The sequence below is a fragment of the Ruegeria sp. YTSC106 genome, from assembly GCF_059609765.1.
On sequence record NZ_JBXWMI010000006.1, the window covers coordinates 177541 to 203319 of the forward strand.

Consider the following 25779-nt stretch of genomic DNA (forward strand, 5'->3'; position numbering starts at 1 on the left):
GCCAGCCGGGCTGCGTTACTGAGCAGCCATTTCGTTAACGATCATGTCATATGCGGCTTGCGCATCAACACCGGTGCCATTGACCTCTTCGATGACCGTGGCGCGCACATCGGCAGCAATCGCATTGAACTTTTCCAGATCTTCAGCGGACGCTGCATTGATCGCGTTGCCCTCGGTCTGTTCGGTCGCCTCACGGCCGATCGCGTCGATCTCATCCCAGATTTTACCGATTTCGCGGCTCAGCGGTTCACCGAAAACCTTTTCTTCCAAAGCAGCCTGCACATCGGCGGGCAGATCCGCAAACGTGTCTTCGTTCATGATAAACGCAAACGACCCGCGATACAGGCCACCCGGAACTTCATAGACATTTTGCGCCACTTCGGTCAGCTTGAAGCCTTTGCGGGATTCAAACGGCATGACGACACCATCAGCAGCTTTCGAAGCGAGTGTCTCGTATACTTTCGGCGCAGGTACCTGGATTCCGGTTGCGCCCAGCGCCGTGCCGACGTCGCCGCCCACACCACCTGGGATACGAACCTTGAGACCCGCCACTTCGTCAAGCGTGGTCACCGGGCTACTGGAGTGAAGCTGTGCCGGGCCATGGGTGTGCAGCGCGACCACTTTAACACCGCGATGTTCGTCCGCCGCCTTGAGATACTGGTCGTATGTACGCCAATACGCGACCGAGGCCGCTTCGGCCGAGCCCTCATATCCGGGCAGCTCAATCATCTTGGTGGTAACGAAACGACCGGGCTGGTATCCATGAAAGATGATCGAAGCATCCGCTGCGCCATCCATGATCAGGTCCATCTGCGCCGGCGGCGGGGCAATTCCCAGCTTCAATTCTGCAGTGACTTTGCCGTCGGTAGCTTCTTCGACCATTTCCACGAATTTCGGCCACATCTTCGCGTTGATGCCGTGGGTTGGCGGTGCCCAGCTGGAAATCGTCAGCGTATAATCCGCCGCCAGTGCCACTGTGCCCGATACGGCCATCGCGGCCGAGGCCAAAAGAGTGCTCAACTTGGTGAATTTCATGGTTTTGTCTCCTCCCTGTGAAACATGACTCGAGAATGCGTTAATGGTCACTTTTGTAACCATCAACATGTTAATAGTTTTCGGATCGACCCGCGACACGCCACGAACCGGGGCTTTCTTTCGCTACGGTTAGCATATTTGCGTTGGACCGGCTGTTTCCGATTTCATTGCAATAGTTCATCGGCCCTCCTCTCCAGCGCGGGAAGCCGTATCCATGGATTTGAACCATATCGACGGCTTCTGCGTTTTCCGCGGTCCCTTCTTCAATGATCAAAGCGCCTTCGTTGGCCAGAACCGCCAGCAGTCTTGAAGAGATATCCTCGTCCGAAAAAGCCCGCCGGGTGATGCCCTGCTGGTCAGAATAGGCTTCGATTAATGCCTCAACTTCGGAATCCCGAACTGGGTCGCGACTGCCTTCTTCGTAGCGATACCACCCTTTGCCAGTACGCTGGCCAAAACGCTCCATCTCACAAAGCTGGTCTGCGATGGTGACATAGCGTTCATTCGGGTCGCGGTGTGCTGCATTGCGTTTGCGGTTCGCCCAGGCAATTTGAAGACCGGTCAAGTCCTGAAGCTCATAAGGACCCATGGGCATCCCGAACGCCCGCATCGCATGATCCACCTGATAGGGAAGCGCCCCATCTGCCAGCAGATAATCGGCCGCGCGCCGATAGGCTGCCAACATGCGGTTCCCAATGAACCCATCGCAGATACCCGACAGCACCGAAACCTTGCGGAGCTTTTTCCCAAGCGCGAATCCCGTTGCGACAACTTCGGGAGACGTTTGCGGAGTGTGCACGACCTCGAGCAGCTTCATGACATGGGCCGGGCTAAAGAAATGCAGACCTATGCAACGGGTCTGATTAACGACGCCCGCGAAAATCTCGAGCGGGTCCAGATAGGACGTATTGGTGGCCAAAATCGCATCGCTGCTCATATGCCTGGCCAGCTCGTCAAATACCTGCTGCTTGACGGACAGGTCTTCAAAAACAGCCTCGATCGCCAGTTCAGCATCCGCAGCTTCTGAATACCGGTTCACCGCACGAAACGAAGCAAGGCGATCCCGAAGCTGCGCCTCGGACATCTTACCTCTCTTGACCGAGCCTTGCAGCAGACTCTCAACCCGATCGTGCGCTGCCGCCGCGGCGTCCGCGTCTCGCTCGATCAACGTCACGGACAGCCCGCCGTTCAGGGCCGCAGTTGCGATCCCTGCCCCCATTAATCCTCCTCCGACAACGGCTATCCGTGTTATGTCACGGGCGGCCACCCCTTTGATCAACGAAGGTTTGGACACGGCACGTTCAGCAAAAAACGCGTAGCGCAAAGCGCGGCTTTCCGGGCTTTGGCGCAACTCCAGATGGCGCGCGCGCTCTTTCGGTTGTGCGGTGGTAAATGGCTCAACCGACCAACCAAGCGCCGTCAGGTTTTCCAACGGCGATTTCTGACCCTTGGCGCGCTTCTTCAAAGCCTGGCGGCTCGCCTTCAACAGATCCGGCGCAAATTCCGCCACAGCACGCTGGCTGACAGGTATTGGGCGTTCGTGCAGGTCGGCAACCAAGTCCAGAACAGCACTCTTGGGGTCTTCGGCGACGCGGTCGACGCCGCCAAGCTCGGCCAGTGTCTCTGCCTTGAGAATTTTGCCCGAACAGGCCATGTCAATTGCAGCCCGCATCCCGACCAGACGCGGCAATCGTTGTGTGCCCCCTGCCCCGGGGATCAAACCCACATTGACTTCCGGCAGGCCAAAACCTGTTCTCGGCGCTGCGATCCGCCATGCACAGGCCATGGCGATTTCGAACCCGCCACCCAGCACGTTGCCATACATGCAAGCGATGAACGGAACCTCGCTGTCTTCGATTTTCTGAACCACGTCAGGCAAATGTGGCTCGACCGGCGGTGCGTCGAATTCGGACATGTCGCCGCCCGCGACAAAGGTTTTACCAGCGCAACACAGCACGGCCACGCGCGCGCCCTTGACCGCATCAACCGCGTCAGACAGCCCCTGGCGAACACCTGTCGACGTCGCGTTTACCGGCGGGTTGTCAATTGTGACCCACGCCACGTCGCCCTTAAATTCAACGCTCACCAGCGACGACTGCGACATTTGCAATCCCTTTGATCGGTTCAGATTCGGTTCGGGTTAATATATTGACCAACCGTTCGGTTAATGCAATGATTAAGTTGAAACGATAACAGATGAGACAGTCATGAACGATACGATTCTTGTACAAGACAACGGGAACTGGGTCGAAATCACCCTGAACCGCCCGGACAAGTTGAACTCGTTCAATGAAGAAATGCACATGGCGCTGCAGGATGCACTGAAAGCCGCGCGCGACGGCGGCGCCCGCGCGGTATTGCTGACCGGTGCCGGGCGTGGCTTTTGTGCTGGTCAGGACCTCGGTGATCGCGATCCGTCGAAAATGGATGGCCCGCCGGATTTAAGCAAGACGGTACGCACGTTCTATGGCCCTCTTGTCCGTTTGATCCGGTCGATGAATATCCCGGTGATCTGCGCCGTGAACGGAGTAGCAGCCGGAGCGGGTGCAAATCTTGCGCTGGCCTGTGATATGGTTCTGGCCGCGGAAAGTGCTAAATTCATTCAGAGCTTTTCCAAGGTGGGCCTGATTCCGGACACGGGCGGCAGTTGGCACTTGCCGCGTCTGTTGGGCGAGGCACGCGCCAAGGGGCTGGCCCTGACAGCCCAACCCCTTCTGGCCAAACAAGCCGAAGATTGGGGGTTGATCTGGAAGGCAGTGGCCGCCGATCAATTGATGACCGAAGCGCGCGTTCTTGCCGCGCAATTGGCAAACGGCCCTACCCTTGGGCTCGGGCTGACCAAACAGTGCATTCAAACCGCTGCCACCACGTCCCTCTCGGATCAGCTTGAGATCGAAGCGGACGCAATGAAGACCTGCGGGGAAAGCGCGGATTACGCCGAAGGCGTATCCAGTTTTCTTGAAAAGCGGGCACCGAATTTCCAGGGGCGCTGATGATGACACCCAAGGAACGTGCCACGAGATCCGCTGAAGCGATGTGGGCGAATGACCAAGCCAGCAAATGGTTCGGGATGGATCTGGTCGAAGTCGACGAAGGCCGTGCAGTCCTGACCCTGACAGTCGCGAACCATCACTGCAACGGGCACGGCATTTGCCACGGGGGCGTCACTCATGCCCTGGCCGACAGCGCCTTTGCCTTCGCCTGCAACAGCCGCAACGTGGCAACCGTCGGCCAGCATACGATGATGAGCTATCTCGCGCCCGGAAAAAAAGGGGACCTTCTGACCGCAACCGCGACAGAGGTTGCCGTCACCGGCCGCAGTGGCATCTATGACGTTCGCGTCACCAATCAAGACAACACCCTGATCGCCGAGTTTCGCGGAATGTCCCGCGCGGTTGGCGGGCAGAATTTTCAGGAATAGCTTCGCGACTGGAGGAGTGACGCGATGGAAGACCTTTCCCCAAACAAAGCGGATCTGGACCCGATCGAGATCGCCTCGGTCGACGAAATCCGTGCGACGCAGCTTGAACGCCTCAAATGGTCCGTACGCCACGCCTATGAAAACGTGTCGATGTACAAGCAACGGTTCGACGAATCCGGTGTGCATCCTGACGATCTTCAGCAGCTCTCGGATCTGGCGAAGTTTCCGTTCACGTACAAGAATGATCTACGTGACAACTATCCGTTCGGCCTGTTCGCCGTTCCACGCAGCCAGATCATTCGTCTGCACGCCTCGTCCGGTACGACAGGCAAACCGACGGTGGTGGGCTACACAAAAAACGACATCGACAATTGGGCGGATCTGGGCGCAAGGTCCCTGCGCGCATCGGGGTTGCGTAAAGGTGACATGGTGCACAACGCCTATGGTTATGGGCTGTTCACCGGCGGTCTTGGCGCTCATTACGGGATCGAGCGGCTTGGCGCGACAGTCGTCCCCATGTCCGGCGGGCAAACCGAAAAGCAAGTCAACCTGATCAACGACTTCCGGCCCGACGGGATCATGGTTACGCCCTCCTATATGCTCAATATCCTTGAGCAGTTCCACAAGGTGGGACTCGACCCGCGTGAAAGCTCGCTGAAGGTTGGTGTGTTCGGTGCTGAACCCTGGACTGACGCCATGCGTGCCGAAGTCGAGGCTGCGTTTGATATGCACGCGGTCGATATCTATGGCCTGTCCGAAATCATGGGGCCCGGGGTGGCCAATGAATGCGTTGAAACCAAGGACGGGCCGGTGATCTGGGAAGATCACTTCCTGCCTGAAATCATTGATCCAGCAACCGGAGAGGTCTTGCCCGATGGCGAAACCGGCGAGTTGGTGTTCACGACCCTGACCAAGGAGGGTTTGCCGATGATACGCTATCGAACCCGCGACCTGACCTGCCTGCTGCCGGGTACAGCACGGTCCATGCGCCGCATGGCCAAGATCACCGGTCGCAGCGACGACATGATGATCCTGCGCGGTGTCAACGTCTTTCCCAGCCAGATTGAAGAACAGGTCATGGCAACAGGGGGCCTTGCCCCTTATTATCAGATCGAGCTGTACAAATCCGGCCGCATGGACGCCATGCGGGTTTTTGTTGAATCGTCCCCGGATTCCACCGACGAACTGTCCAAGACAGCCGCAGCACGGATGCTGACGAAGCGGATCAAGGACGTCGTTGGCGTCTCAACGGAAATTGTTGTAGGTGACCCCGGCGACGTCGAACGCTCTCAGGGCAAGGCGAAGCGCGTCGTCGACAATCGCGATAAGGAATAAGCCGTGGCCCGTACAATCGCTAAAGACCACGACCAGAAGCGGGAACAAATCCTTAAAACGGCAGCCAAAGTGTTCGCCGACCAAGGGTTTGATCGCGCCTCCATGACCCTGTTGGCAAAAGAGTGCGGGATTTCCAAGGCAAACATCTACCACTACTATGACAGCAAGGATGCCATCCTGTATGACATCCTCGAAACCTACCTGCGCGAGCTTCGCGACCGCATCTGCAATGTGGACCTGAATGGTCTCACGCCTGAGCAGAAGCTGCGGAAAGCGATACGCGAAATCCTGTTTGCCTACCAAGGCGCAGATGACGAACACCGGGTGCAGATCAGCGGCATGAGCGCATTGACCGAAGAACAACAGAAGCTTCTGCGCGGGTATCAGCTGGAATTGGTGAATTTTGTGCGCGACATCCTGAAGGAACTGTCTCCGGAAGCCTTCAACGACAACAGGGACAAGCTGCGCGGCGCCACGATGTCAGTTTTTGGGATGCTGAACTGGTATTACATGTGGAACACCGGAGCAGGGTCCAGGGCCCGCGAAGACTATGCTGATCTGGTCAGCACTCTGACCGTCCATGGTATCCACAAGCTTTAGCTGTGGCCTTCGGACAAAGCTGTTCGAAATCTATCGCAGGTTTGCCTGCCTTTGTCCCGTTGCCACAGTGCCAGTTTCAGGGCCGTAACGCGTTTTCCTCATCCTGACCAGTCAATGCGGAACTCTTCCCGAAAGGCAAAACGCACCAGATGAGCCTCAATTACCCGTTGCCATCCGGCCAGATCACCGCGCACCCGGGTGGCGGCGGTTACGGCCAGGCTGGTAGCGCCTGCTGAAAGGGTGACGCGGTTCCCGTCCGGAAAGCTTACACTGCCCCGCGTTTCATCGAATGTTACCTGGGCCTTGTGCGACCAGTGTTTGCAAAGCTGTTGCAGGTATTTCGACGCCGCGCCTGTCTGCGCAATTCCCGAAGCCACCTGATCGGGCAGCAGGCTGAGCCCATCAGCGGCAGCGACCCGGATCGCCTTGGCAAACAAGGTCACATCGATATCAGTGGCCACGAATGTTGCCCCCAGATCCAGACATTTTCGCTGCATGACCGGATCCAGCGACAATATCCCTGCTGCCTTGCCTGCCGCAACGATGCGCTGGATCGCATCCAGCACGGCCTCGATCACGTCCGGGTGCCCGGCATTGCCGATATGGCCCATATCAGCGGCCAAATCCGACGGGCCGACGAACACCCCATCGACTTCGGTCGCCAGAATGTCGCCCAGCGCCCCCAGCCCAAGCCTGTTTTCGACCTGCACCAAAAGACAGATCTGCTCGTCCGCCGTTTTCAGATAATCCGGGATAGCCGCAAAACGCGAGGCCCGCGCCAAGGCGGAACCCACACCCCGAACGCCACGAGGTGGATACTGCACGGCCCGCACCAGTTCGCGCGCCTGATCGCCGCTTTCCACCATCGGCACCAAAATGTTTTGCACGCCGGCATCAAGGTATTGCTTGATCATCCAGGTCTCGCCAATCGGCAGGCGTGCGACGGGGGTACTGCCAGATCCTTCAATCACCCTCACTTGCTCGAGGATCGAGCGCAGATCGTTTGGCGCATGCTCTCCGTCGACCAGCAGCCAGTCAAATTGCGCGGTCGCGGCGATCTCGGCGGTGTAGGCATTGGCCAAGCCGACCCAGCACCCGATCAAAGGGGTTCCCGACGTCAGCGCGGCCTTGAACGTATTGCTTGGCGCGGGCATTGGCGAACCTTTCAGGCGAAATTGATATCGACTGAGCCGAACGGCCCGAAATCCGCGTGGATTTCTGTTCCCGAGGGGCATTCGACCGGGCGGATAAAGCTGCCTGACAGAATAACTTGGCCCGGCGCGATGCTTTGACCGTATTGCGCCATGCGGCGCGCCAGCCAGACGACGCTTTCGACCGGATCGTTCAGCACCCCCGCGCCCAGACCGGTTTCTTCGATTTCGCCATTGCGGAAGGTCAGCGCACCAACCCATCGCAGATCAAAAGCATCGACCGGATGACGTTCTGCACCCAGAACGATACCTGCATTGGCGGCATTATCACTGATAGTGTCAAACACCGTGCGGGCCTTGCCGGTTTCAGGATCCACACGTTGAATCCGTGTATCCAGAATTTCGATGGACGGCGCGACGTAATCCGTCGCAGCGATGATTTCTTCGCGGGACACGTTTTCTCCGCCAATGGCCGATTTCATCACCAAGGCAATTTCAGCCTCGATCCGGGGCTGAATGAATCGCCCGGCCGGAACGGTGGCACCCCGTTCAAACACCATGTCGTCAAACAGAATCCCACTATCAGGAATGTCGATGTTCAGCGCGTATTGCATGGCTTTCGAAGTCAGGCCGATCTTCCACCCAATCACTTTGCGCCCTTCGGACAGTTTCTGGCGATAGATGGCGTTCTGCACATCGTAAGCGTCATCCATGTCCATCTCGGGGTGGCGCAGACTGAGTAGGCCAATCTGTTCATGCGTGCGTTCTGCCTGCAAAAGGTCAGCGGCCGCGCGCACATGGTCTTCGGGCGTCATACCTTTTCATCCTCAACCGTGTTTCGCAGCGTACCGATGCCTTCGACCCAGACCTCGACCACATCACCGGGTGCCAGATATTTCGGCGGGTCGAACCGCGCGCCCGCCCCGGTAGGTGTACCGGTCACAATGATATCGCCGGGCAGAAGCGTCATGAAAGTCGAAATATATTCAATCTCGCGCCGGATCGGGAACATCATGCGGTTCAGTGTATCATCCTGCCGCAGCTCACCATTCACGCGGGTTTGAAGACGCGCCTCATCCAGCTGGGCCGCATCCGTGAAAGGAACCAGCCACGGGCCGATGGCCCCAGAGCGGTCCCAGTTCTTGCCTTGGGTGACATTGAACTTGGCGTGCCGAACCCAGTCGCGAATGGTTCCTTCATTACACAGCGTCAGCGCGGCGATGTGGTCATACGCGTCCTGCTGCGGAATGCGACGGCCAGCCTTGCCAATCACGATGGCCACTTCGCCTTCGTAATCCAGCGTGTGGTTTTCCGGCGGGCGGATCAAAGGCCGGTTATGGCCGGTAAACCCACTGGCGAAACGCGGGAACAGCGACATGTGTTTTGGCTGCACGCTGCCATCCTTGTATTCCGCATTCCGGTCGGGAAAGTTCACCCCGACGCAAAGGATACGTCGCGCATCCGGCATCACCATGTCATATGTAAACTCGGAATGGGTGACAGGTTTGCCGTCGGCGGCTTCTGCCAGTTGATCAAATGCACCGGCAGCGATCACCTCGTAGAGGCTGGCGTATTCGGGGAAGACCGGATTCAAAGCAATTGCACCACCGTCGGTGATTGCCCCAAAAAAACGCTCATCACCCGAAAAGAAAGTAGCAAACTTCATTCAATGGTCTCCCACACGTCCCGGATCACGTCCGCCGCCATCAGCACGTCATCGCGGGTGGTATCGAACTGCCCGACCTGAAAGCGGATGATTTTGCGGCCATCGAACAAGCCTTGGGTCAGGTAAATCCGGCCATCGTCATTCAGCGCGTCCACCAGACGCTGTTGCTGGGCGTCGTCCCCGGGACAGCGGAAGGAAAACAAGCTGAGGATCGGGCCGGTTGTTATCTCGAACCCCTCGATCGAACCGATCTTTTCCGCCAGTTCGCTGGCCCATGTCACGTGGTTGCGGATGCGTTCGCGCAATCCTTCCAACCCGTATGACCGCAACAGGAACCAGATTTTCAACGCCCGGAACCTGCGGCCCAAAGGGATGGTCCACTCAGAGTAATTTGTCACCTCTGCACCGGTTGTCTTGAGGTATTCCGGTTCAATTTTCAGCGTATTGAGCTGGGGCGCGGCGTCTAGCAGGAACTGGATGGCACAATCGAATTGCGCGCCCATCCACTTATGCGGGTTGAAGACAATGCTGTCATAGCGACCGGCCCCCTGCCACAAAGCCTTGCGAAATTCCGGGCAGATCATAGCCGATCCCGCCCAGGCGGCGTCGAGATGGGTGTAGAGGTCGTATTTTTTCGCAATGTCAGCTACGGCCATAAGGTCGTCGCAAGCCCCCACTCCTGTGCCGCCGGTAATGGCAACGATCCCGGCCGGAATATGCCCGGCGGCAATGTCATTCTGAATGGCGGCCTCAAGCGCCGAGGGAACAATCCCGAAGTTCGGCCCCTGTGTCGGCAATTTGACCAGATTGTCCTGACCAATCCCAGCGACCCAGCAGGCCCGGTCAATCGACGAATGCACCTGATCCGAACAATAAATCCGCAATGCACCCTTCGCGTTCAGACCTTCTCGGTTGCCGGTAAAGCCGGTGGCCCGTTCCCGCATGGTCAGCACTGCTGATAACGTAGCCGAAGAGGCGCTGTCCTGAATGACGCCGGTCATGCCCTCAGGCAATCCAAGGGCCTGCCGCAACCATTCGACCATGACGCCTTCAACCTCGGTCGCGGCAGGCGATGTCTGCCACAACATGCATTGCGCTGCGATAGTCGTCACCAGCATCTCTGCCAACATGGACGGGGGCGCGGCATTGGCCGGGAAATACGCAAAGAAGCGTGGATGCTGCCAATGGGTGATGCCCGGCATCACGATCCGTTCGAAATCGGCCATGATGGCGTCCATCGGCTCGCCTGTCTCGGGTGGTACTGGCACAAGCTGGGCCGCTATTTCCCCCGGCGCGGTCTGCGCCCGCACTGGACGTTCAGCAAGTGTCTTGTGATAATCCGCCGCCCATTTCGAGATGTGCTGACCCCAATACGAAAACGTGTCCCAGTTCATCTACTGACTTTCCTTTGTGACGGGATCACCGCCAAATCCTCGTGTTCCGTTGCTTGCGTCACACCGAAAAGCTGACATTTGCCTGACCGGTGCCAGAGCTGCCGAAATACGGGGTGTAAATGTCAATTTCACCCTTGTAGCTTCCCCAACCCAACGCACCAAACAGCAAAGCGGTGTCATTCATGGCGCATTCGCCAGTGCATTTCTTTGCATAGTCCGGCAGCATTTCAAGGAACTCTTCAAACCTGCCCTGCTGCCACAACTCCAGAACGCGCATGTCCATCTGGCGGTTGAACTCGCCATTCACTGCATTCAACCCGTCGACCGAGCGTTCATTCGGCGTGAAGTCGTGGCTGAGCGAGCCGGACGCCAGAATGGAAACATTGCGGTCCGAACGTCGGATGCCTTCGGCAATGGCCTCGCCCCAGGCCCGGTTTTCTGCAATCGACGAGAATTGATTGACTGCCACCGGCAATACCCGGGCATTCACACCATCGTTGATGAAATGCATCGGCAGCAGGGTGCCGTATTCCATGCCCATGTCGGGGTGCGAATGGCCCAGCGCCCGCTCTCCCCGTTCGCGCAGAACGTCAAGGATGGTTTCCCCCAGTTCGTGATCACCGCGATAATCGAACTCCATATCCGCCAACATATGCGGCAGTTCGTGACTGATGAATCGACCCTTGTGACGTTCTTTCGTATTCAGGTGAAACCCTTGATTGGTGATCCAATGGGTGTCGAACACAATGAACGTCTCGACCCCGCGATCTATCGCGTCCTGACGCAGGCGTTCATACCCATCAATGGCAGATTGCCGGATGCCTTTGTATTTTGGCATCGTGTGGGACATCCAGATGCTGGGTACATGCGTAATCTTTGCGGCCTGTACTATCTTTCCCATGGCAATTCCTCCTCGTGAAATGGGCTTGCCCCAGCCGGGGTCGGCCTATGAGATCTACTTACCCAACTGCATGATCTTGTGCTGACCGGTGGCAAAGCCAATGTGTTTCTGTTCCATATAGAATTCAAAGCTCCAGTCGCCGCCATCCCGGCCGATGCCGGACGCCTTGACCCCTCCGAACGGCGTTGGCAAGTGACGTACGTTCTCCGAATTCACCCAGATCATTCCAGCCTCCAGCCTGTCTGTAAACCGAAGCGCGCGGGTCAGATCATTAGTCCAGACATAGCCGGTCAGGCCATAAGGTGTGTCGTTGGCGATCTCCAGCGCCTCGTCCTCGGTCGAGAACGGGATCGAGGTCAGGACAGGGCCAAATATCTCTTCCCGTGCGATGCGCATTTGGTTGGTGGCATTGGTGAACAGGGTCGGCCGGACAAAGTAGCCCGCATCCCCCACCGTGACGCCGCCAGCGGCGACAGTTGCTCCATCTTCCTTGGCGACGTCGAAATAGCTCGTAACCTTGTTGTAGTGTTCTTCAGTCACCAACGGCCCAATCTCGGTCTCCGGGTCCAAGGGGTGGCCCACCTTGATGCTGTTGACGCGTTCAATCAGTCTGGCTTCGAATTCTTCCTTGATCGTGTCCTGCACCAGAAGTCGCGAAGACGAGGTGCAGCGTTCGCCATTGATCGAATAGATCATAAAGATCACGGCATCCAACGCGCGGTCCAGATCTGCATCGTCAAACACGACAACGGGGTTTTTTCCGCCCAATTCCAAATGGTTGCGCTTATGGGTGTCTGCGCCTTGCTTGACGATCAGACTGCCGGTACGACTTTCGCCCACAAAAGCAATGGCCTTGATCAGTTCATGCTCGCACAAAACCTTGCCAGCGTCGGGGCCAAATCCGTTGACCGTGTTCAGCACACCTTTGGGCAGCCCTGCCTGTTCGGCGATTTCCACCAGCAGGCGAGCCGTCAGAGGGGAATCCTCGGCGGGTTTGTGAACCACCGTGCAACCTGCAGCCAACGCAGGCGCGATCTTCCAGGTCGACAGCATGAACGGCGTGTTCCACGGGGTGATCACGCCAACCGGGCCAATTGGCACACGGGTCGTAACATTCATCAGTGTCGGAGACTTCAGGTGCTGCCCGTCCCGTGCCTGAATCACCTGATCCGCGAAATACCGGAAGTTCTCTGCGCCCCGCAACGCTGCCTTTGACATGAAGCGCAGAGTCTGCCCTGTGTCCCAGCACTCGCACAGTGCTATTTCCTCGGCGCGGGCTTCAATGCCATCAGCCACATTCAACAAAATGCGACGGCGTTCGGTGGCGGGAATGTCTCGCCACTCTGCAAAGGCTGCATGAGCGGCCTTGGCTGCCGCGTCAATATCATCACCCGTGCCATGGGCAACATCACAGATCACGGATTTATCGACGGGCGAGACAGACTGAAACACTCCGGCAGATCCGTCCCAATCTTCACCCGCTATACGGTTGCGGATGCCCGTTTCCCGGAACCGGTCCAGAAAGCCGTTCAGCTTTTCGATGTTTGTGTCCAATGCACTCATGCGTCAGGTCTCCTGCGTGGTCGCATCCAAGTGGTCGCGGATCGTACCAGCCTTGGGCGACAGCTTGGGGTCGATGTCACGCATCTCAAGCGAGAGCGCGATGGAATGCTGTGAAAAAACCGGCGCCAGATATGCTTTGACCGCCTCAAAAATGCGCTGGGTGGCGTCGTGTTTGACATCAGCGGGCCGGCCTGCCCGCAGGCGGATCGAGATATCAATAAACCCATGCGCCGGGTTGCCGTCCGCTATGGCGTAATGATCGACCCGCGTCGCGCGCACACGAATGCCCGGCATCGGAAAGGTCTCAATCTCAGCTGCCGTTGCCCGAATGCATTCGCATAGGCCATCCATGTCGATCCTGTCTTCCAGATTACCGGAGTATTCGACGTGGAAGTGGGGCATGGTTTCTCCTCTATTAGTTAACATGTTTAGTATTTAATGCGTTCCCTGTCAAGAGATTGCTTTGTTAATCTTTGCAATTTCCGAGATGACATTCTAGAAGGCCGCATGAACACTCAAAGCCATTCCAAAAGCACCGCCCGGTCCCTTCCGATTGCGCTGCTGCGAGCCCGCGAAACCGTCATGGCTCCGATCCGGGACATGCTGCAAGGCATCCAACTGACCGAGCAGAAATGGCGCATCCTGCGTGTTTTGGACGAGCTGGGCGAAGTGGAACAAAGCACCATCGCGCATGAGGCATGCCTGCTGCTACCCAGCGTGACCCGCATTTTGCGCACGATGGAGGCCGATGGCCAGATCACCCGCCGTCAGGATAGCGACGACAAGCGCCGCACCATGGTCAAAATCACGGATTCAGGCCGCTCTATCCTCAAGGAGAACCTGGCCACATCACTCGCCATCTCCAGTAATATCGAAGCGCAGATGGGCACCGAGAAGCTGGATCAACTGCTGGACCTGCTCGAGGAATTGCAGGCCATCAAAGCCTGACCCCGCCCCAACAGGACGGGGTTGTTTGAATACTTACAGGGTCCCCAATCCAGCGTCCAAAGCCGATAGAATTTTAGTCACCTCTTCCGAAGTGACGATCAGCGGCGGCGACAGAATGATGTTGTTGCCTGATACGCGGACCATCACGCCGTCTTCATATGCAGCTTTCTGAACCTGTAGCGGCAGGTGTTTTGCGATAGGTGCCTTGGTCGCCCGATCCGAGACCAGTTCCAATGCACACATCAGGCCCTCACCGCCCCGCACGTCCCCGATCGCGTCATGCTTGTCGGCCAGCTTTTGCAAGCCGGCAAACAACTCATCCCCGCGCGCGGCAGCGTTTTCCCAGATCCGTAGGCGGTTGATCTCGGACAGGGCAGCCAAAGCTGCGGCCGCCCCGACCGGATGGCCGGAATAGGTATACCCCTGATCGACGGATGCCAGACCCGTGGTGTCACTTTCAAAAACCTCTGCGACCGCGCCCGAAATCATGGCCGCGCCAAAAGGGAAATACCCATTGGTGATCGCCTTTGCCGTCGTCATAATATCCGGCTGGACGCCCCAGTGCCGCGCACCGCTTTCACTGCCGGTGCGACCAAAAGCGGTGATAATCTCGTCCGAGATCAGTAGGATGCCGTGCCTGGAACAGACCTCGCGCACCATGGGCATGAAACTCTTGTGCGGCGGGATTACGCCTCCTGCCCCGAGAATCGGCTCCATGATGAAGGCCGCAACAGTGCTTGCACCCTGAAATGCGATCTCGGCCTCAAGCGCCTTGACACAAAGCTGCGCCAGACGCTCGGGATCGGTTTCGTCAAACGGATTGCGATAGGTCCAGGGGGCCGGCACGTGGTAGCAGCCCGGCATCATCGGCTCATACACCGCGCGGAACTTCTGGTTGCCGTTGACAGAGGCGGCAGCAAAATGAGTGCCGTGATAGCCCTGCTTAAGGCTGATGAACTTGGTACGTCCGGCTTCACCCCGGACTTTGTGATACTGGCGTGCAAGTTTCAGAGCTATTTCGACAGAATCCGACCCACCCGACGTAAAGAAAGCGCGGGTCAGCCCGTCAGGCTCAAAGAACTGAGCCAGTTCATAAGACAGCTCAATCGCCTTGTCGTTGCTGGTGCCCCGAAAGGTGGAGTAGTAGGGCAACGCATTCAGTTGATCCGCTATGGCCCGCTTCACCGGTTCACAGGAATAGCCCAGATTGACGTTCCACAGCCCCCCTACGGCGTCCAGCGCCCTGTGGCCATCGACATCAATGATGCTGACCCCTTCACCACCGCTGAGAATGGTCGGCGGGTTCTTCCGGCTGTCGGCGGGATGCGCCATCGGGTGCCAGAAGTATCGGGCGTTGTTTTCCTTCAGAAAGTTGGAGTCTTTCATGTCGCGGGTCTCCGAGTGTTGAATCCGCCCTTGGTCACGGGTGGAATTCGGTTGGAAAGGAGTCGGGCAACTGGCCGCCAAAACCAGCAGTCAGATCAGCCGAAAGTGAATGCAAAGTTGACAGTATTGCCGGAAGGCGGTCGTTGGTTGCCCGGGTTTCAGGGACAGCTATTGCGATGGTTCCCAGTGCAATCTGATCGATGCCGAAGATCGGCGCGGCATATCCAAAAACACCTTCTTCGTAACTGCCGCGGCTGTCGGCCCAGCCTGAAACTCTGATCTTTGCGACCCGCTCTTTGATGAGCTTCGGATCAGTAAGCGTGGCTTGTGTAAACCGTGCCTGCACGTCCTGATCCAACTGCTCCAAAAGGTGAGCCGGTCCGAAACTGAGCATGCACAGACCGGAAGCCGTCGCATTGAGCGGAAGCATCTCGCTGGGATCAAGACTGACCCGGACACTGTGCCGCGTTGTTTCCACCACCAGCGCTGTCTGTAATCCCGTTTTCTCCAGCAAGGACAGATGCAGGGATTCACCGACCATCTGCATTGCGGCCTGCATTTTTTGGCGCGCGCCCTCAATGCCGGGTCTGGCGATCTCTCGCAGTGCGGCCAAACGCAATGCCGCCGGCCCGATGGCATAAGTTTTTGTCATCGGATTCTGTTCGATCAACCCGAACTCCTCAAGCGCGCGCAGGTGGCGCAATGCCGTTGCCTTGTTCAGCCCGGACAACCGCGCCAGATGACTCAGCCCGATCTCTGGGCGGGCATTGGAAAAGTAATCCAGCATTTTTAGGGCGTTAAGGGCTGTGCCCATGTGCGTATCGTCCTCTTGCTCAGGTAATACTTGACAGAACTAACTTAACAAAGCAACATTATTATTGTTAACGCGGTTCAAATATTGAACCACTAACGGGAGGTGTCAATGAAGAAATTTCTAACAGCCGCCGCTTTTGCAGCTTCGGCCACTGTCGCACTGGCAGAGTACCCTGAGAAGCCGGTAAGCTTTGTCGTACCTTGGCCTCCGGGCGATCTGGAAGATGTCCTTACCCGGATGATCGCCGACGAATTCCAGGCCATGTACGGTGTGCCTGCTGCTGTCGTGAACAAACCCGGAGGTGGCGGTGGCCCATTCCCCGGCGCTGTCGAGGTGGCAACCGCTCCGGCGGATGGTTACACCATCGGCTCTTTCGTCATCGGAGTACCCGTCATTGGCCCCGAGATCGGAATTCCCGAACTCAACCCGAATCCTTTCGATCCAATTGGCATCTTCCTGACTTATCCCTTCGTCATCGCAGCGAGCAAAGACGCACCGTTTTCAAGCTGGGAAGAACTGGCCGAATACGGCAAGGAAAATGACGTGGCGCTTGGCCATTTCGGATCGGTTCTGCCGCCCACTCAGGTCACCTTTGCAGCAGCCGTCAGCAGCGGGTTCGACTTTGCCAGCGAAGCGGCATTTGACGCCCTGGATTGCAACACGCTGGCCTCAGGCGACGTGGATGTAATCAATACGACGCTACAGCTTATCCTTCCCTGCCTTGATCAGGTGAACGTCCTTGCCAGCATCGGTGGCGAGCGGATTTCACTGGTTCCGGATACGCCGACGATCGTGGAACTCAATCCGGACCTGCCATTGGCTCTTTGGAACGGGCTGTTTGTGCACAAAGACACGCCTGATGACGCTCGTGAAAAGATCTCGGCTGCCGCCCAGAAAGCGTTGTCCTCGGACAAAGCCAAGAAGCTGGCTGAGGAAACAGGCGCACTGATCTACTGGCAGGACCCGGACGCATCCAATGCTCAGATCGAGCAGGACAAAGCCTCTTTTGCCAAGATCGAAGCGATTCTGGGCGAATAGTCCGAAGAAGGCCCGGCAAGGTCGAACAACGCCGGGCCTTTTTCTTTCAAACAGGAGGCCAAAATGATAGCAAAGACGCTGCAAGACATGTTCCGACGTTATCGACGTCCTGGCGATATTGTCTTTGCCTTTCTTTTCTTCGGTTTCTCCCTGTTCCTTCTCAGCCAGATCGGCACTGAGACTCAGGCTGTCAAACGAACCAAGTGGTTTGCCCAGCCCGCCCTTTGGCCCCAGATCGCGATCTGGGGCATGGTTTTGTTCAGCGGCCTCCACTTGCTGAGCTCTTTCCTGTCCCCGCGCATTCCCGGACGTTTGCGAGAGGTGACGTTCTGGTTGATGTCTCTCGAATACGTTGCCTACTTCCTGATCTATGTCGTGGCGGTTCCGTGGCTTGGGTATCTGCCCTCCACCATGCTTTTTGCGGCCCTGCTGACGATACGATTGGGATTTCGACTGCCTGGGGCTTTTTGCGTTGCACTTACCTTCGGCGCGGTCGTGGCCGTCGTCTTCCGCGCACTGCTTCATGTGAACATTCCTGCCGGTCGGATATACGAATTCTTGCCCGATGGGCTGCGCGCCTTTGCGCTGACCTACCTGTGAGGCCAAGATGGACAATCTGATTTCCGGCTTTGCAATTCTGGCGCAGTGGCAGGTCGTCGTGGCGCTGATCATCGGATCGGTGGGCGGCGTCATCATCGGCGCGTTGCCCGGCGTCGGCGCTGCTGTGGCAATTGCCATTCTGCTGCCCGCCACCTTCGCGTTTGAGCCCATCGTCGGCCTGACCCTTTTGTTGGGCATTTACGGGTCGTCCATGTATGGCGGTGCAATTCCTGCCATTCTGATCAACACGCCTGGCACGGCCGTCAACGCACTGACCACCTATGACGGCTATCCCATGACCAAGCGCGGCGAGGGACACCGAGCCCTGTCGCTGGCCTATTCGGCGTCGTTTTTCGGCGGCATCTTCTCGATTCTCTGTCTGATCATCCTGTCACCCGTGTTGGCCTGGGTTGCCCCGCATTTCGGCAGCCGCGAGATTTTTCTGGCCGCACTCATGGGCATCCTTCTGGTGATCCTGGCCCATCGCGGACAGACCTTTTCGGCCGCGATGCTGGCATTCTTCGGCATCTTCCTCAGCACCGTCGGTCTGGAACCCGTCAAATACACCAAACGTTTCACCTTTGACCAAACCTGGCTTTCGTCAGGTGTCGATCTGATCGTGGTGGTTCTGGGGCTGTTCGCCATCAGTCAGGCGCTGCTGTTGCTGGTCGACAAGGAACACGCGCCGGGCGAAGCCCATGTGCGCGGCAGCATCTTCGCGGGCCTCAAAGAACTACTGGGCCTGAAACGCATCGCAACGGTGTCGTCATCGCTGGGTGTGCTCATGGGCATGGTACCGGGCACAGGCGAATTCACATCACAGTTCCTCTCATACACATACGCACAGAAAACCTCTGAAGACCCCGACAAATTCGGCGATGGGTCACCAGAAGGTCTGGTGGCGTCCGAGGCGGCCAACAATGCCGTTCCTGGGGCCGCAATGATTCCGCTGCTGGCGCTGGGTATTCCTGGCGAAGCGCTGACCGCGATGATGCTTTCGGTCTTCTATGTTCACAACGTCATTCCCGGACCACAGCTTTTTGCCGATCAGATGGATTTTGTCATGGCACTGTACATGTCGCTGATCCTGCTCAATGTGATCGTTCTGGTCTTTTTGTTGTTCTCGACCAATCTGTTGCTGAAGATCATTCAGATCCCGACGCGCTTTCTGGGGATCATGATCCTGACGCTTTCCTTTGTCGGTGTATTTAGCCTGCGCAACTCAGTCACGGACTGCGCCATTGCCGCCGGGTTCGGCGTGTTCGGGCTGATCCTGAAGCGCCTGAACCTGCCCATTGTTCCGATCATTCTGGGCATGGTTCTGGGCGGGATCATGGAAGTCAAACTGCGCAGCGCCATGGCGCGGGTGAAGACACCACTTGATTTCATCGACCGGCCGATTGCCGCAATACTATTCATCATGATCCTTGGGATCATTCTGCTCCACGTTCGCTCGCTGATCAAGGAACACAAGGAACGCATCACACCGCAACCGGTTCTCGACGAAGACTCAACTCAGCAAGGATAACCCCCCATGGACCAATCCTCAATTGATGCGCTGCGTGCGCAGGACATTGCTCCGCGCGGGCATTTCATAAACGGCCGCTTTCAGGATGGCGAAACCGGGGCCCGGCATCAAGTTCTGTCTCCAATCAACGGTCAACCTCTGGCGCTGATCGCCGAGGGTACGCCTGCGGATGTCGAGTCAGCCGTTCGTGCGGCGCGCCTAGCGTTCGAGGATGGGCGATGGTCGCGCATGGCCCCTGCCGACCGCAAGAAAGTATTGCTGAAACTGGCTGACCTGATCGAAGCACGCACGCTTGAGCTAGCCGTGCTGGGCGTGCGCGACAACGGAACCGAGATCACCATGGCTTACAAGGCCGAGGCACTCTCGGCGGCTGCTACTTTCCGGTACTACGCCGAGGCGATCGACAAGATTTATGGACAAATCGCCCCGACAAGCGGTGATGTTCTGGGGCTTGTACATCACGCTCCGGTCGGGGTTGTTGGGGCCATCGTACCGTGGAACTTTCCACTGATGATCGGCAGCTGGAAAATTGCACCGGCACTGGCCGCAGGCAATTCCGTCGTCCTGAAACCTGCCGAAAGCGCCTCACTCAGCCTGCTGAAGATTGCCGAGCTTGCCGCGGAAGCCGGAGTGCCCGACGGGGTGTTCAATGTCGTGACCGGGCGTGGCTCGGTCGTGGGTGAGGCTCTGGCCCTGTCGATGGACGTCGACATCATGGTGTTTACCGGGTCGGGCACAACCGGACGGCGGCTGCTGGAGTATTCCGCTCGGTCGAACCTGAAACGCTGCTATCTGGAACTAGGCGGCAAGTCCCCGAATATCGTTTTTGCCGACGCCCCTGATCTGTCCGAAGCGGCCAAGGTCTCAGCCGCTGGCATCTTCCGCAATTCTGGTCAGGTCTGTGTCGCCGGATCTCGCCTGCTGGTCCAGCAAGAGATTTATGAGGACTTCGTGACCGAGATCAGCCGCCATGCTGAAAGCTTCCGCGTCGGCGACCCGCTGGACCTGAACAGCCAGATCGGCGCGGTACACAGCCTGCCAGAGCTTCAGGCCAATCTGGATTTCGTGACCAAAGCCGAAGCAGAAGGCGCCGAGCGCTGCACCGGTGGCACCCGCATCCTGACAGAGACCGGAGGCTATTACATGGCGCCGACCGTAATGGCCAACGTGAAAGAGACCGACAACCTGTTCCAGAACGAAGTCTTCGGCCCTGTACTGGCGGTTACGCCTTTCAAGGATGAAGACGAAGCGATCCGTCTGGCCAATGCCACGGTCTATGGGCTGGCTGGCGGTGTCTGGACCTCGAACCTCAGCCGCGCGCATCGCATGGTGGCCGACATTCGCGCCGGTGTTGTGCACGTCAACACATATGGCGGTGCCGACCTGACTGTGCCGCTGGGCGGGGTTCGCCAGTCGGGCAATGGGCACGACAAATCTCTGCACGCACTGGAAAAATACTTCGATCTGAAAACCGCCTGGATAAAACTCTGAGAGAAGGCCGACCTCATGACTCTTCCAGCGAAATCTGTTGAACTCATTGAGCGCCGGGCCAGGCTATTGGGCCCTAACGTGTCGACGTTCTACGACGAGCCAGTTCATTTTGTAAAAGGCGAAGGCGTCTGGTTGTGGGATGCGGACGGGCGTAAATATCTGGATTGCTACAACAACGTGCCACATGTGGGGCATTGCAATCCGCGCGTAGTCGAGGCGATCTGTCGTCAGGCGCGCACGCTCAACACGCACACCCGGTATCTGCACGACGGGATTCTGGACTATGTGGAAAAACTGACCGGGACGATGGATGCAGCGCTGAATACGGCCATCCTCACCTGCACCGGTTCCGAGGCAAATGACATTTCTTTGCGAATGGCAGAGGCAATGACCGGAAAACGAGGGATCATTGCCACTGACGCCACCTATCATGGAAATACAGCGCTGGTCAGCCAGTTGAGCAAATCGAACATCCCGACAGTCGGCTTCGGGCTGAGCAAGTATTTCCGTTTTGTCGGCGCACCCGACAGCTATCGCGATCCCGACCCGGACGGGTCAAAATTCGCCGATGCCGTGGCGGAACAGATTGCCGAGCACGAAAAGGCCGGCACCGGTTTTGCCGCATTGATCGTCTGCCCTTATTTTCTGAACGAAGGCTTTCCAGACAATCCGGACGGTTGGCTGGCACCCACGGCCAAGGTCGTACGCCAGGCCGGCGGCCTGTTGATCTGCGACGAGGTGCAATCAGGCTTTGGCCGAACCGGCACCCATATGTGGGCGCATCAGAAGATGGGCGTTGTGCCGGATGTCATGACTTTGGGCAAACCCATGGCCAACGGCCATCCGGTGGGCAGCGTGGTCACACGTTCCGAGATCATTTCGGCGTTCCGCAAGGGATATCGGTACTTCAACACGTTTGGCGGAAACCCTGTTTCCTGTGCTGCCGCGATGGCGGTTTTGGAAGAGATCGAAGACCAGAGCCTGGTCGCACATGCCAAATCCGTTGGCGACCATGCGCGAAAACGACTGAAGCTTTTGAAAGAAAAGTATGACGTCATCGGAGACATACGCGGCTCGGGGCTGATATTCGGGGCCGAAATGGTCCTTGATCGCGACAGCAAGCAGCCCGCCAGTGAATTCACTGACCGTATCATCAACGCCATGCGCCAGCGCGGGATTATTCACTCCAAGCTTGGACGCCATAAGAATGCTCTGAAAATTCGACCACCCATGCCATTCTCTATCAAAAACGCGGATCTTCTCTTTGACACGCTGGACGAAGTTTTGGCGAAAACGCCGCTGGTCGCATGAAGCAGATCGTGGAACAGGCGCTGACCCTTTGGGAACTGGTCGATAGCGAATGGTCTCTCGTGGCTGCTCGCGAAAACTGCGTCTATCGCGTTCAGGCAGGCCAGACCGCCTATGCTCTGCGACTGCATCGCAAAGGGCTGCGAACGGATGTCGAACTCCGTTCAGAGCTACAATGGATGGCCGTTCTCGGCAAAAACGGGGTCGGAGTTCCAACTCCTGTCCCGGCCGCAGATCGACGCTATCTGCATCTGGTGGACGGCATTCAGGTCGACATGCTCAACTGGTTGCCGGGCAGCCCTTTGGGTGCGACCGGATCAGCCTTGGAGCAGCGCGACAGAAACGGCGTCTTCCACACAATTGGCAGAGAAACGGCGCGACTGCATGACATCAGTGACCAATGGACTCGTCCGCACGACTTCACGCGTTGGTCATGGGATCGTAGCGGGCTGCTTGGAGACACCCCTCTCTGGGGTCGATTCTGGGAGAACCCAACGCTTGGGAAAACGGACCGATCACTTTTCCTGGCGTTCCGAGACGTCGCAGATCGTGACCTTCAGCGCGTGGAAAAGCAGTTGGATTACGGGCTGATCCACGCCGATCTTGTCCGCGAAAACATCATGGTTGATGGTGACAAACTGTGGCTTATCGACTTCGACGATTCCGGTTTCGGTTTTCGCCTGTTTGATATCGCGACAATACTCCTCAAGAATCTGCGCGAACCGGATTTCAACCAGTTGCACGATGCTTTGCTGGCCGGGTACCGATCGGAACGAACGATCTGCACCGCGCAACTTGACCTGTTCACGGCACTTCGCGCGGCAACATATGTGGGATGGGTTGCATCCCGCCTGAATGAAGAAGGATCGGACATACGCAATGTGCGGTTCATTGAAACCGCCCGAGGGTTGATGACCAAATACCTCGAACGCCACACTTAGACGGGAGGAACCAATGGCCAAAAAGACAATCCTGCTGATTGGTACTTATGACACCAAAGAGCCCGAGATGCGGTTCATCGAAAAGGCGGTCAGAGCGCAGGGTGCCGACGTCCTGACCATGGATGTCTCGGTTCTGGGTGATCCGTCCGATCCAACTGATATCTCAAAGCACGACGTGGCCGCAGCCGGTGGCATGACCATTGAAGAAGTCATCGCGCAAGGAGACGAAAACAAAGCCTTTCGCGCAATGTCGGCCGGGGCAGCAAAGGTCGTTGCAAAGGCTTATTCAGAAGGTCGGTTTGACGGAATGCTTGCCACGGGTGGAACCATGGGCACGGACCTTGCGCTGGATTGTGCGCAGGCGCTGCCGATGGGCGTTCCCAAATACATCGTATCAACGGTCAGCTTCTCACCTCTGATTCCTCCGCATCGGCTTGCACCTGACATTCAGATGATCCTCTGGGCCGGCGGCCTGTATGGCATGAACTCGATCTGCAAGTCTTCGCTCAGCCAAGCTGCCGGGGCCGTCGTGGGCGCAACCAAAGCGGCGACCGCCCCCGATCGCAGCAAACCTCTGATCGGTATGACCAGCCTTGGTTCGTCCTGCCTGCGTTACATGAAAACTCTGAAACCGGCATTGGAAGACCGCGGGTTTGAAGTGGCCGTGTTCCACTCTACCGGCATGGGCGGCATGGCTTATGAAAAACTGGCAGGCGAAGGCGCGTTTGCCTGCGTGATGGACTTCTGCATGCAGGAATTCGGCAACCTGATGGCGGGTTCCGTTGTCTCCAGCGGCGATGACCGTGTCACCAATGCCGGACGTGTAGGAACACCACAGATGGTGGCCCCAGGTGCGCTGGATCTATTGGACTTTGCGGGTTGGCAGGATATCCCCGAGCAATACGCTGATCGCCCGTTCCATGAACACAACCGCCTGATCAAAAGCTCGGTCTTCAACGGGGCTGAACGACGTTCCTGGATTCGGGAACTCACGAACCGGCTGGAAGCCGCAACCGGGCCCGTGCATTTCTTTTTGCCCGTTCAGGGCGTCGAGGATTGGGACAAGGAAGGCGAAGAAGCGCATGATCCAAAGGCACTGGCCGAAATGGTGGATGAAGCGCGCAAGGTCATGCCCGGTCGGGTGCCGATGACAGAACTGGACGTTCACATCAACGACGCGGCTTTCTGCGAAGCAGTTCTGTCCCGGTTTGACAGGTGGGTTGAAACCGGGGTTGTCAGAACAGACTGAACGCCATTGGAAGTAGTGGGAAAGGGGAAAAAGACACCCTGCGCATTGTCTGATAAACGTATTATGGGACCTGGCCGGATTTGTGCGGCTTGATTCTGTGAACCTCTGGCACCCAGTCTTCAGACGGACGGTTCCAGAACTTGTTGGGGTTGTCTTCGTCCATCCCGGCCCGGTGCAAGGTGCGCCACGCGGACCGGATCAGAATGACCGGCTCTTCATAGGGATGCTGTGCAAAAAGCGTTTCCACAACGTTTTTAACGATTTGATGATCGGCAACGAAGAACGAGAGTTCGACGCAAGGCACTTCGACCACTTGATCGGTCGCAGCGTTTCGCCCTCCCGGTAAGGAACGAAACCGTTGAGTGCCGACCTCAGTCTGAAAAGAAACATGGTCGTAGTCGCCATAGTCAAGCGCGGTCACCTGGTAAACAGCCTGAAGCAGAGCTTTTGCATGTGGTTGCGGAACCTGCACGGTAATTTCGAAACCCGCTTCGAGGTCGAAACGATTGGATTGGATTTGCCAGATCATGGTGTCCCCTTAGTTTTGGCAAGTCATGGTCGGGGACACCGGCCTTCGCTACTATGAACAGTTCGCCTCCGGCCGAAGTTCAAGTGACTTCAAAGCTACGAAACAACATGTCTTTGGAGATGCCAAAATACAGCTCGAAAGCAGCAAGACCTTTCGGCTCGATGTACAAAGCCCTGCCGTTGCGCGGGCGGGTTACCCATTTCCTTGACAGTGCCTGATCGAGAAGATTGACCCCGAACGGCCCGGAAAAATGGTGGCGACGCTCGGACCAGTCCAGACAGCATTTGACCGGTAGAGATGATGCAGCGTCAGACAGAATTCCAATACGCTTCAGATGCGCACCTCCGCTTTGGGTCAGGCGCGCGCTTGTCCCTTCGACAGACATCCAGCCTTGGTCCACAAGTCGCCGGGCCAAGACGACTCCAAGACGACCGGCGATGTGGTTGTAACAGGTCCGCGCCACCAAATCAGGCGGACATTCCCCGTTTCGACCTCTGTACAGATGATCGGTGGGCGACAATGCAGACAGCTGTTCAAGAGTTTCCGCGACCTCATCGCTGGCGATGCGGTAATAGACGCACCGTCCGCTTTTCTCGGCGACGATCATATCTGCACCCCGAAGTTTCGACAGGTGCTCACTTGCGGTGTTCGGGGCGATCCCGGCAACGGATGCCAGTTCTTTTCCGGTGTGCGCCCGACCATCCATCAACTCGCACAGAATGCGGGTCCTGCTTGAATCCGCAAGTGCAGCGCCGACAATATCCAGCCTGGGTTCATATGACATGCCGCAGCTTAACCGAAACAACCTGTTTGGCACATGTTTCGTTGTTCGGTGATTGTCGAACTGAACGAGGAACGGAGGTCATTGAGTTTGGATCGAA

The 25779-nt window shown here is 57.4% G+C and carries 25 protein-coding genes; 12 read left to right on the forward strand and 13 right to left on the reverse strand.

Features of this window, described 5'->3' with window-relative positions; all coding sequences use genetic code 11:
* Positions 1-15 precede the first annotated feature (15 nt).
* Both AC2FEB_RS10525 and AC2FEB_RS10530 read right to left on the reverse strand, forming a co-directional pair.
* The gene (locus AC2FEB_RS10525) at positions 16-1035 is read right to left on the reverse strand and encodes a TRAP transporter substrate-binding protein (protein ID WP_299897476.1); all 1020 of its coding nucleotides are present in this window, start codon (positions 1033-1035) and stop codon (positions 16-18) included.
* Between the two features lie 70 nt (positions 1036-1105).
* Positions 1106-3139, reverse strand: a complete 2034-nt coding sequence (locus tag AC2FEB_RS10530) for an FAD-dependent oxidoreductase (RefSeq protein ID WP_496884019.1) — start codon at positions 3137-3139, stop codon at positions 1106-1108.
* Between the two features lie 103 nt (positions 3140-3242).
* Here AC2FEB_RS10530 and paaG point away from each other — a divergent pair, with 103 nt between their 5' ends.
* Genes paaG through AC2FEB_RS10550 form a run of 4 tightly spaced genes read left to right on the forward strand, consistent with a single transcriptional unit; the run spans position 3243 to position 6391 of the window.
* A complete protein-coding gene (paaG, locus tag AC2FEB_RS10535; RefSeq protein WP_496884020.1) occupies positions 3243-4028 on the forward strand; it encodes a 2-(1,2-epoxy-1,2-dihydrophenyl)acetyl-CoA isomerase PaaG in 786 nt (261 codons plus the stop codon).
* A 2-nt stretch (positions 4029-4030) separates the two neighbouring features.
* Positions 4031-4456, forward strand: a complete 426-nt coding sequence (gene paaI, locus AC2FEB_RS10540; protein ID WP_496672943.1) for a hydroxyphenylacetyl-CoA thioesterase PaaI — start codon at positions 4031-4033, stop codon at positions 4454-4456.
* 24 nt (positions 4457-4480) lie between these two features.
* Positions 4481-5791 carry a phenylacetate--CoA ligase PaaK gene (paaK, locus tag AC2FEB_RS10545; RefSeq protein ID WP_117873882.1) on the forward strand — a complete coding sequence of 437 codons (1311 nt, stop codon included), beginning with the start codon at positions 4481-4483 and terminating at the stop codon, positions 5789-5791.
* Between the two features lie 3 nt (positions 5792-5794).
* Entirely contained in the window at positions 5795-6391 is a 597-nt protein-coding gene (locus tag AC2FEB_RS10550; protein ID WP_299897484.1) for a TetR/AcrR family transcriptional regulator, read from the forward strand.
* Between the two features lie 98 nt (positions 6392-6489).
* Here AC2FEB_RS10550 and AC2FEB_RS10555 read toward each other — a convergent pair whose 3' ends face one another.
* The 7 genes from AC2FEB_RS10555 to AC2FEB_RS10585 are packed head-to-tail and all read right to left on the reverse strand — an operon-like array spanning position 6490 to position 13468.
* On the reverse strand, positions 6490-7545 hold the full coding sequence (locus AC2FEB_RS10555) for an aldolase/citrate lyase family protein (RefSeq protein WP_496884021.1): 1056 nt from the start codon (positions 7543-7545) through the stop codon (positions 6490-6492).
* 11 nt (positions 7546-7556) lie between these two features.
* Positions 7557-8357: a 2-oxo-hept-4-ene-1,7-dioate hydratase gene (gene hpaH, locus AC2FEB_RS10560; protein ID WP_496672644.1), complete on the reverse strand. Its 801-nt coding sequence runs from the start codon at positions 8355-8357 to the stop codon at positions 7557-7559.
* A complete protein-coding gene (locus AC2FEB_RS10565) occupies positions 8354-9208 on the reverse strand; it encodes a fumarylacetoacetate hydrolase family protein (RefSeq protein WP_496672641.1) in 855 nt (284 codons plus the stop codon). The genes hpaH and AC2FEB_RS10565 overlap by 4 nt, the downstream gene beginning before the upstream one ends.
* On the reverse strand, positions 9205-10602 hold the full coding sequence (locus tag AC2FEB_RS10570; RefSeq protein WP_496884022.1) for a pyridoxal phosphate-dependent decarboxylase family protein: 1398 nt from the start codon (positions 10600-10602) through the stop codon (positions 9205-9207). The genes AC2FEB_RS10565 and AC2FEB_RS10570 overlap by 4 nt, the downstream gene beginning before the upstream one ends.
* A gap of 58 nt (positions 10603-10660) precedes the next feature.
* Positions 10661-11503: a 3,4-dihydroxyphenylacetate 2,3-dioxygenase gene (gene hpaD, locus AC2FEB_RS10575; protein WP_496672636.1), complete on the reverse strand. Its 843-nt coding sequence runs from the start codon at positions 11501-11503 to the stop codon at positions 10661-10663.
* A 54-nt stretch (positions 11504-11557) separates the two neighbouring features.
* Positions 11558-13066, reverse strand: coding sequence for a 5-carboxymethyl-2-hydroxymuconate semialdehyde dehydrogenase (gene hpaE, locus AC2FEB_RS10580; protein WP_496672633.1), 1509 nt, complete (start codon positions 13064-13066; stop codon positions 11558-11560).
* Positions 13067-13069: 3 nt separating this feature from the next.
* The gene (locus tag AC2FEB_RS10585) at positions 13070-13468 is read right to left on the reverse strand and encodes a 5-carboxymethyl-2-hydroxymuconate Delta-isomerase (RefSeq protein WP_496672630.1); all 399 of its coding nucleotides are present in this window, start codon (positions 13466-13468) and stop codon (positions 13070-13072) included.
* A 105-nt stretch (positions 13469-13573) separates the two neighbouring features.
* Here AC2FEB_RS10585 and hpaR point away from each other — a divergent pair, with 105 nt between their 5' ends.
* Positions 13574-14014 carry a homoprotocatechuate degradation operon regulator HpaR gene (gene hpaR, locus AC2FEB_RS10590; protein ID WP_117873900.1) on the forward strand — a complete coding sequence of 147 codons (441 nt, stop codon included), beginning with the start codon at positions 13574-13576 and terminating at the stop codon, positions 14012-14014.
* 33 nt (positions 14015-14047) lie between these two features.
* Here the strand turns inward: hpaR and AC2FEB_RS10595 are convergent, their stop codons facing one another.
* Both AC2FEB_RS10595 and AC2FEB_RS10600 read right to left on the reverse strand, forming a co-directional pair.
* Positions 14048-15400, reverse strand: a complete 1353-nt coding sequence (locus AC2FEB_RS10595) for an aminotransferase class III-fold pyridoxal phosphate-dependent enzyme (RefSeq protein ID WP_496672627.1) — start codon at positions 15398-15400, stop codon at positions 14048-14050.
* 34 nt (positions 15401-15434) lie between these two features.
* The gene (locus AC2FEB_RS10600; protein WP_496672625.1) at positions 15435-16214 is read right to left on the reverse strand and encodes an IclR family transcriptional regulator; all 780 of its coding nucleotides are present in this window, start codon (positions 16212-16214) and stop codon (positions 15435-15437) included.
* 108 nt (positions 16215-16322) lie between these two features.
* Between AC2FEB_RS10600 and AC2FEB_RS10605 the strand changes: the two genes are divergently transcribed.
* From AC2FEB_RS10605 to AC2FEB_RS10635, 7 genes are all read left to right on the forward strand, one after another.
* On the forward strand, positions 16323-17252 hold the full coding sequence (locus AC2FEB_RS10605; protein ID WP_496672623.1) for a tripartite tricarboxylate transporter substrate binding protein: 930 nt from the start codon (positions 16323-16325) through the stop codon (positions 17250-17252).
* Between the two features lie 63 nt (positions 17253-17315).
* A complete protein-coding gene (locus AC2FEB_RS10610; protein WP_496672621.1) occupies positions 17316-17852 on the forward strand; it encodes a tripartite tricarboxylate transporter TctB family protein in 537 nt (178 codons plus the stop codon).
* A gap of 7 nt (positions 17853-17859) precedes the next feature.
* On the forward strand, positions 17860-19380 hold the full coding sequence (locus tag AC2FEB_RS10615; RefSeq protein WP_170345164.1) for a tripartite tricarboxylate transporter permease: 1521 nt from the start codon (positions 17860-17862) through the stop codon (positions 19378-19380).
* Between the two features lie 6 nt (positions 19381-19386).
* Entirely contained in the window at positions 19387-20871 is a 1485-nt protein-coding gene (locus AC2FEB_RS10620; protein WP_496672619.1) for an aldehyde dehydrogenase, read from the forward strand.
* 15 nt (positions 20872-20886) lie between these two features.
* Complete coding sequence (locus tag AC2FEB_RS10625) at positions 20887-22182, forward strand: aspartate aminotransferase family protein (RefSeq protein ID WP_496672617.1); 1296 nt, start codon at positions 20887-20889, stop codon at positions 22180-22182.
* The gene (locus tag AC2FEB_RS10630) at positions 22179-23120 is read left to right on the forward strand and encodes a phosphotransferase enzyme family protein (protein ID WP_496672615.1); all 942 of its coding nucleotides are present in this window, start codon (positions 22179-22181) and stop codon (positions 23118-23120) included. The genes AC2FEB_RS10625 and AC2FEB_RS10630 overlap by 4 nt, the downstream gene beginning before the upstream one ends.
* 13 nt (positions 23121-23133) lie before the next feature.
* Complete coding sequence (locus tag AC2FEB_RS10635; RefSeq protein WP_117873915.1) at positions 23134-24369, forward strand: Tm-1-like ATP-binding domain-containing protein; 1236 nt, start codon at positions 23134-23136, stop codon at positions 24367-24369.
* A gap of 61 nt (positions 24370-24430) precedes the next feature.
* Here the strand turns inward: AC2FEB_RS10635 and AC2FEB_RS10640 are convergent, their stop codons facing one another.
* Positions 24431-24898, reverse strand: a complete 468-nt coding sequence (locus tag AC2FEB_RS10640) for a YqfO family protein (RefSeq protein WP_496672613.1) — start codon at positions 24896-24898, stop codon at positions 24431-24433.
* Between the two features lie 79 nt (positions 24899-24977).
* Positions 24978-25682 (reverse strand): ArsR/SmtB family transcription factor, encoded by a 705-nt coding sequence (locus AC2FEB_RS10645; RefSeq protein ID WP_299638429.1) that lies wholly within the window; start codon positions 25680-25682, stop codon positions 24978-24980.
* Positions 25683-25779: the final 97 nt, after the last annotated feature.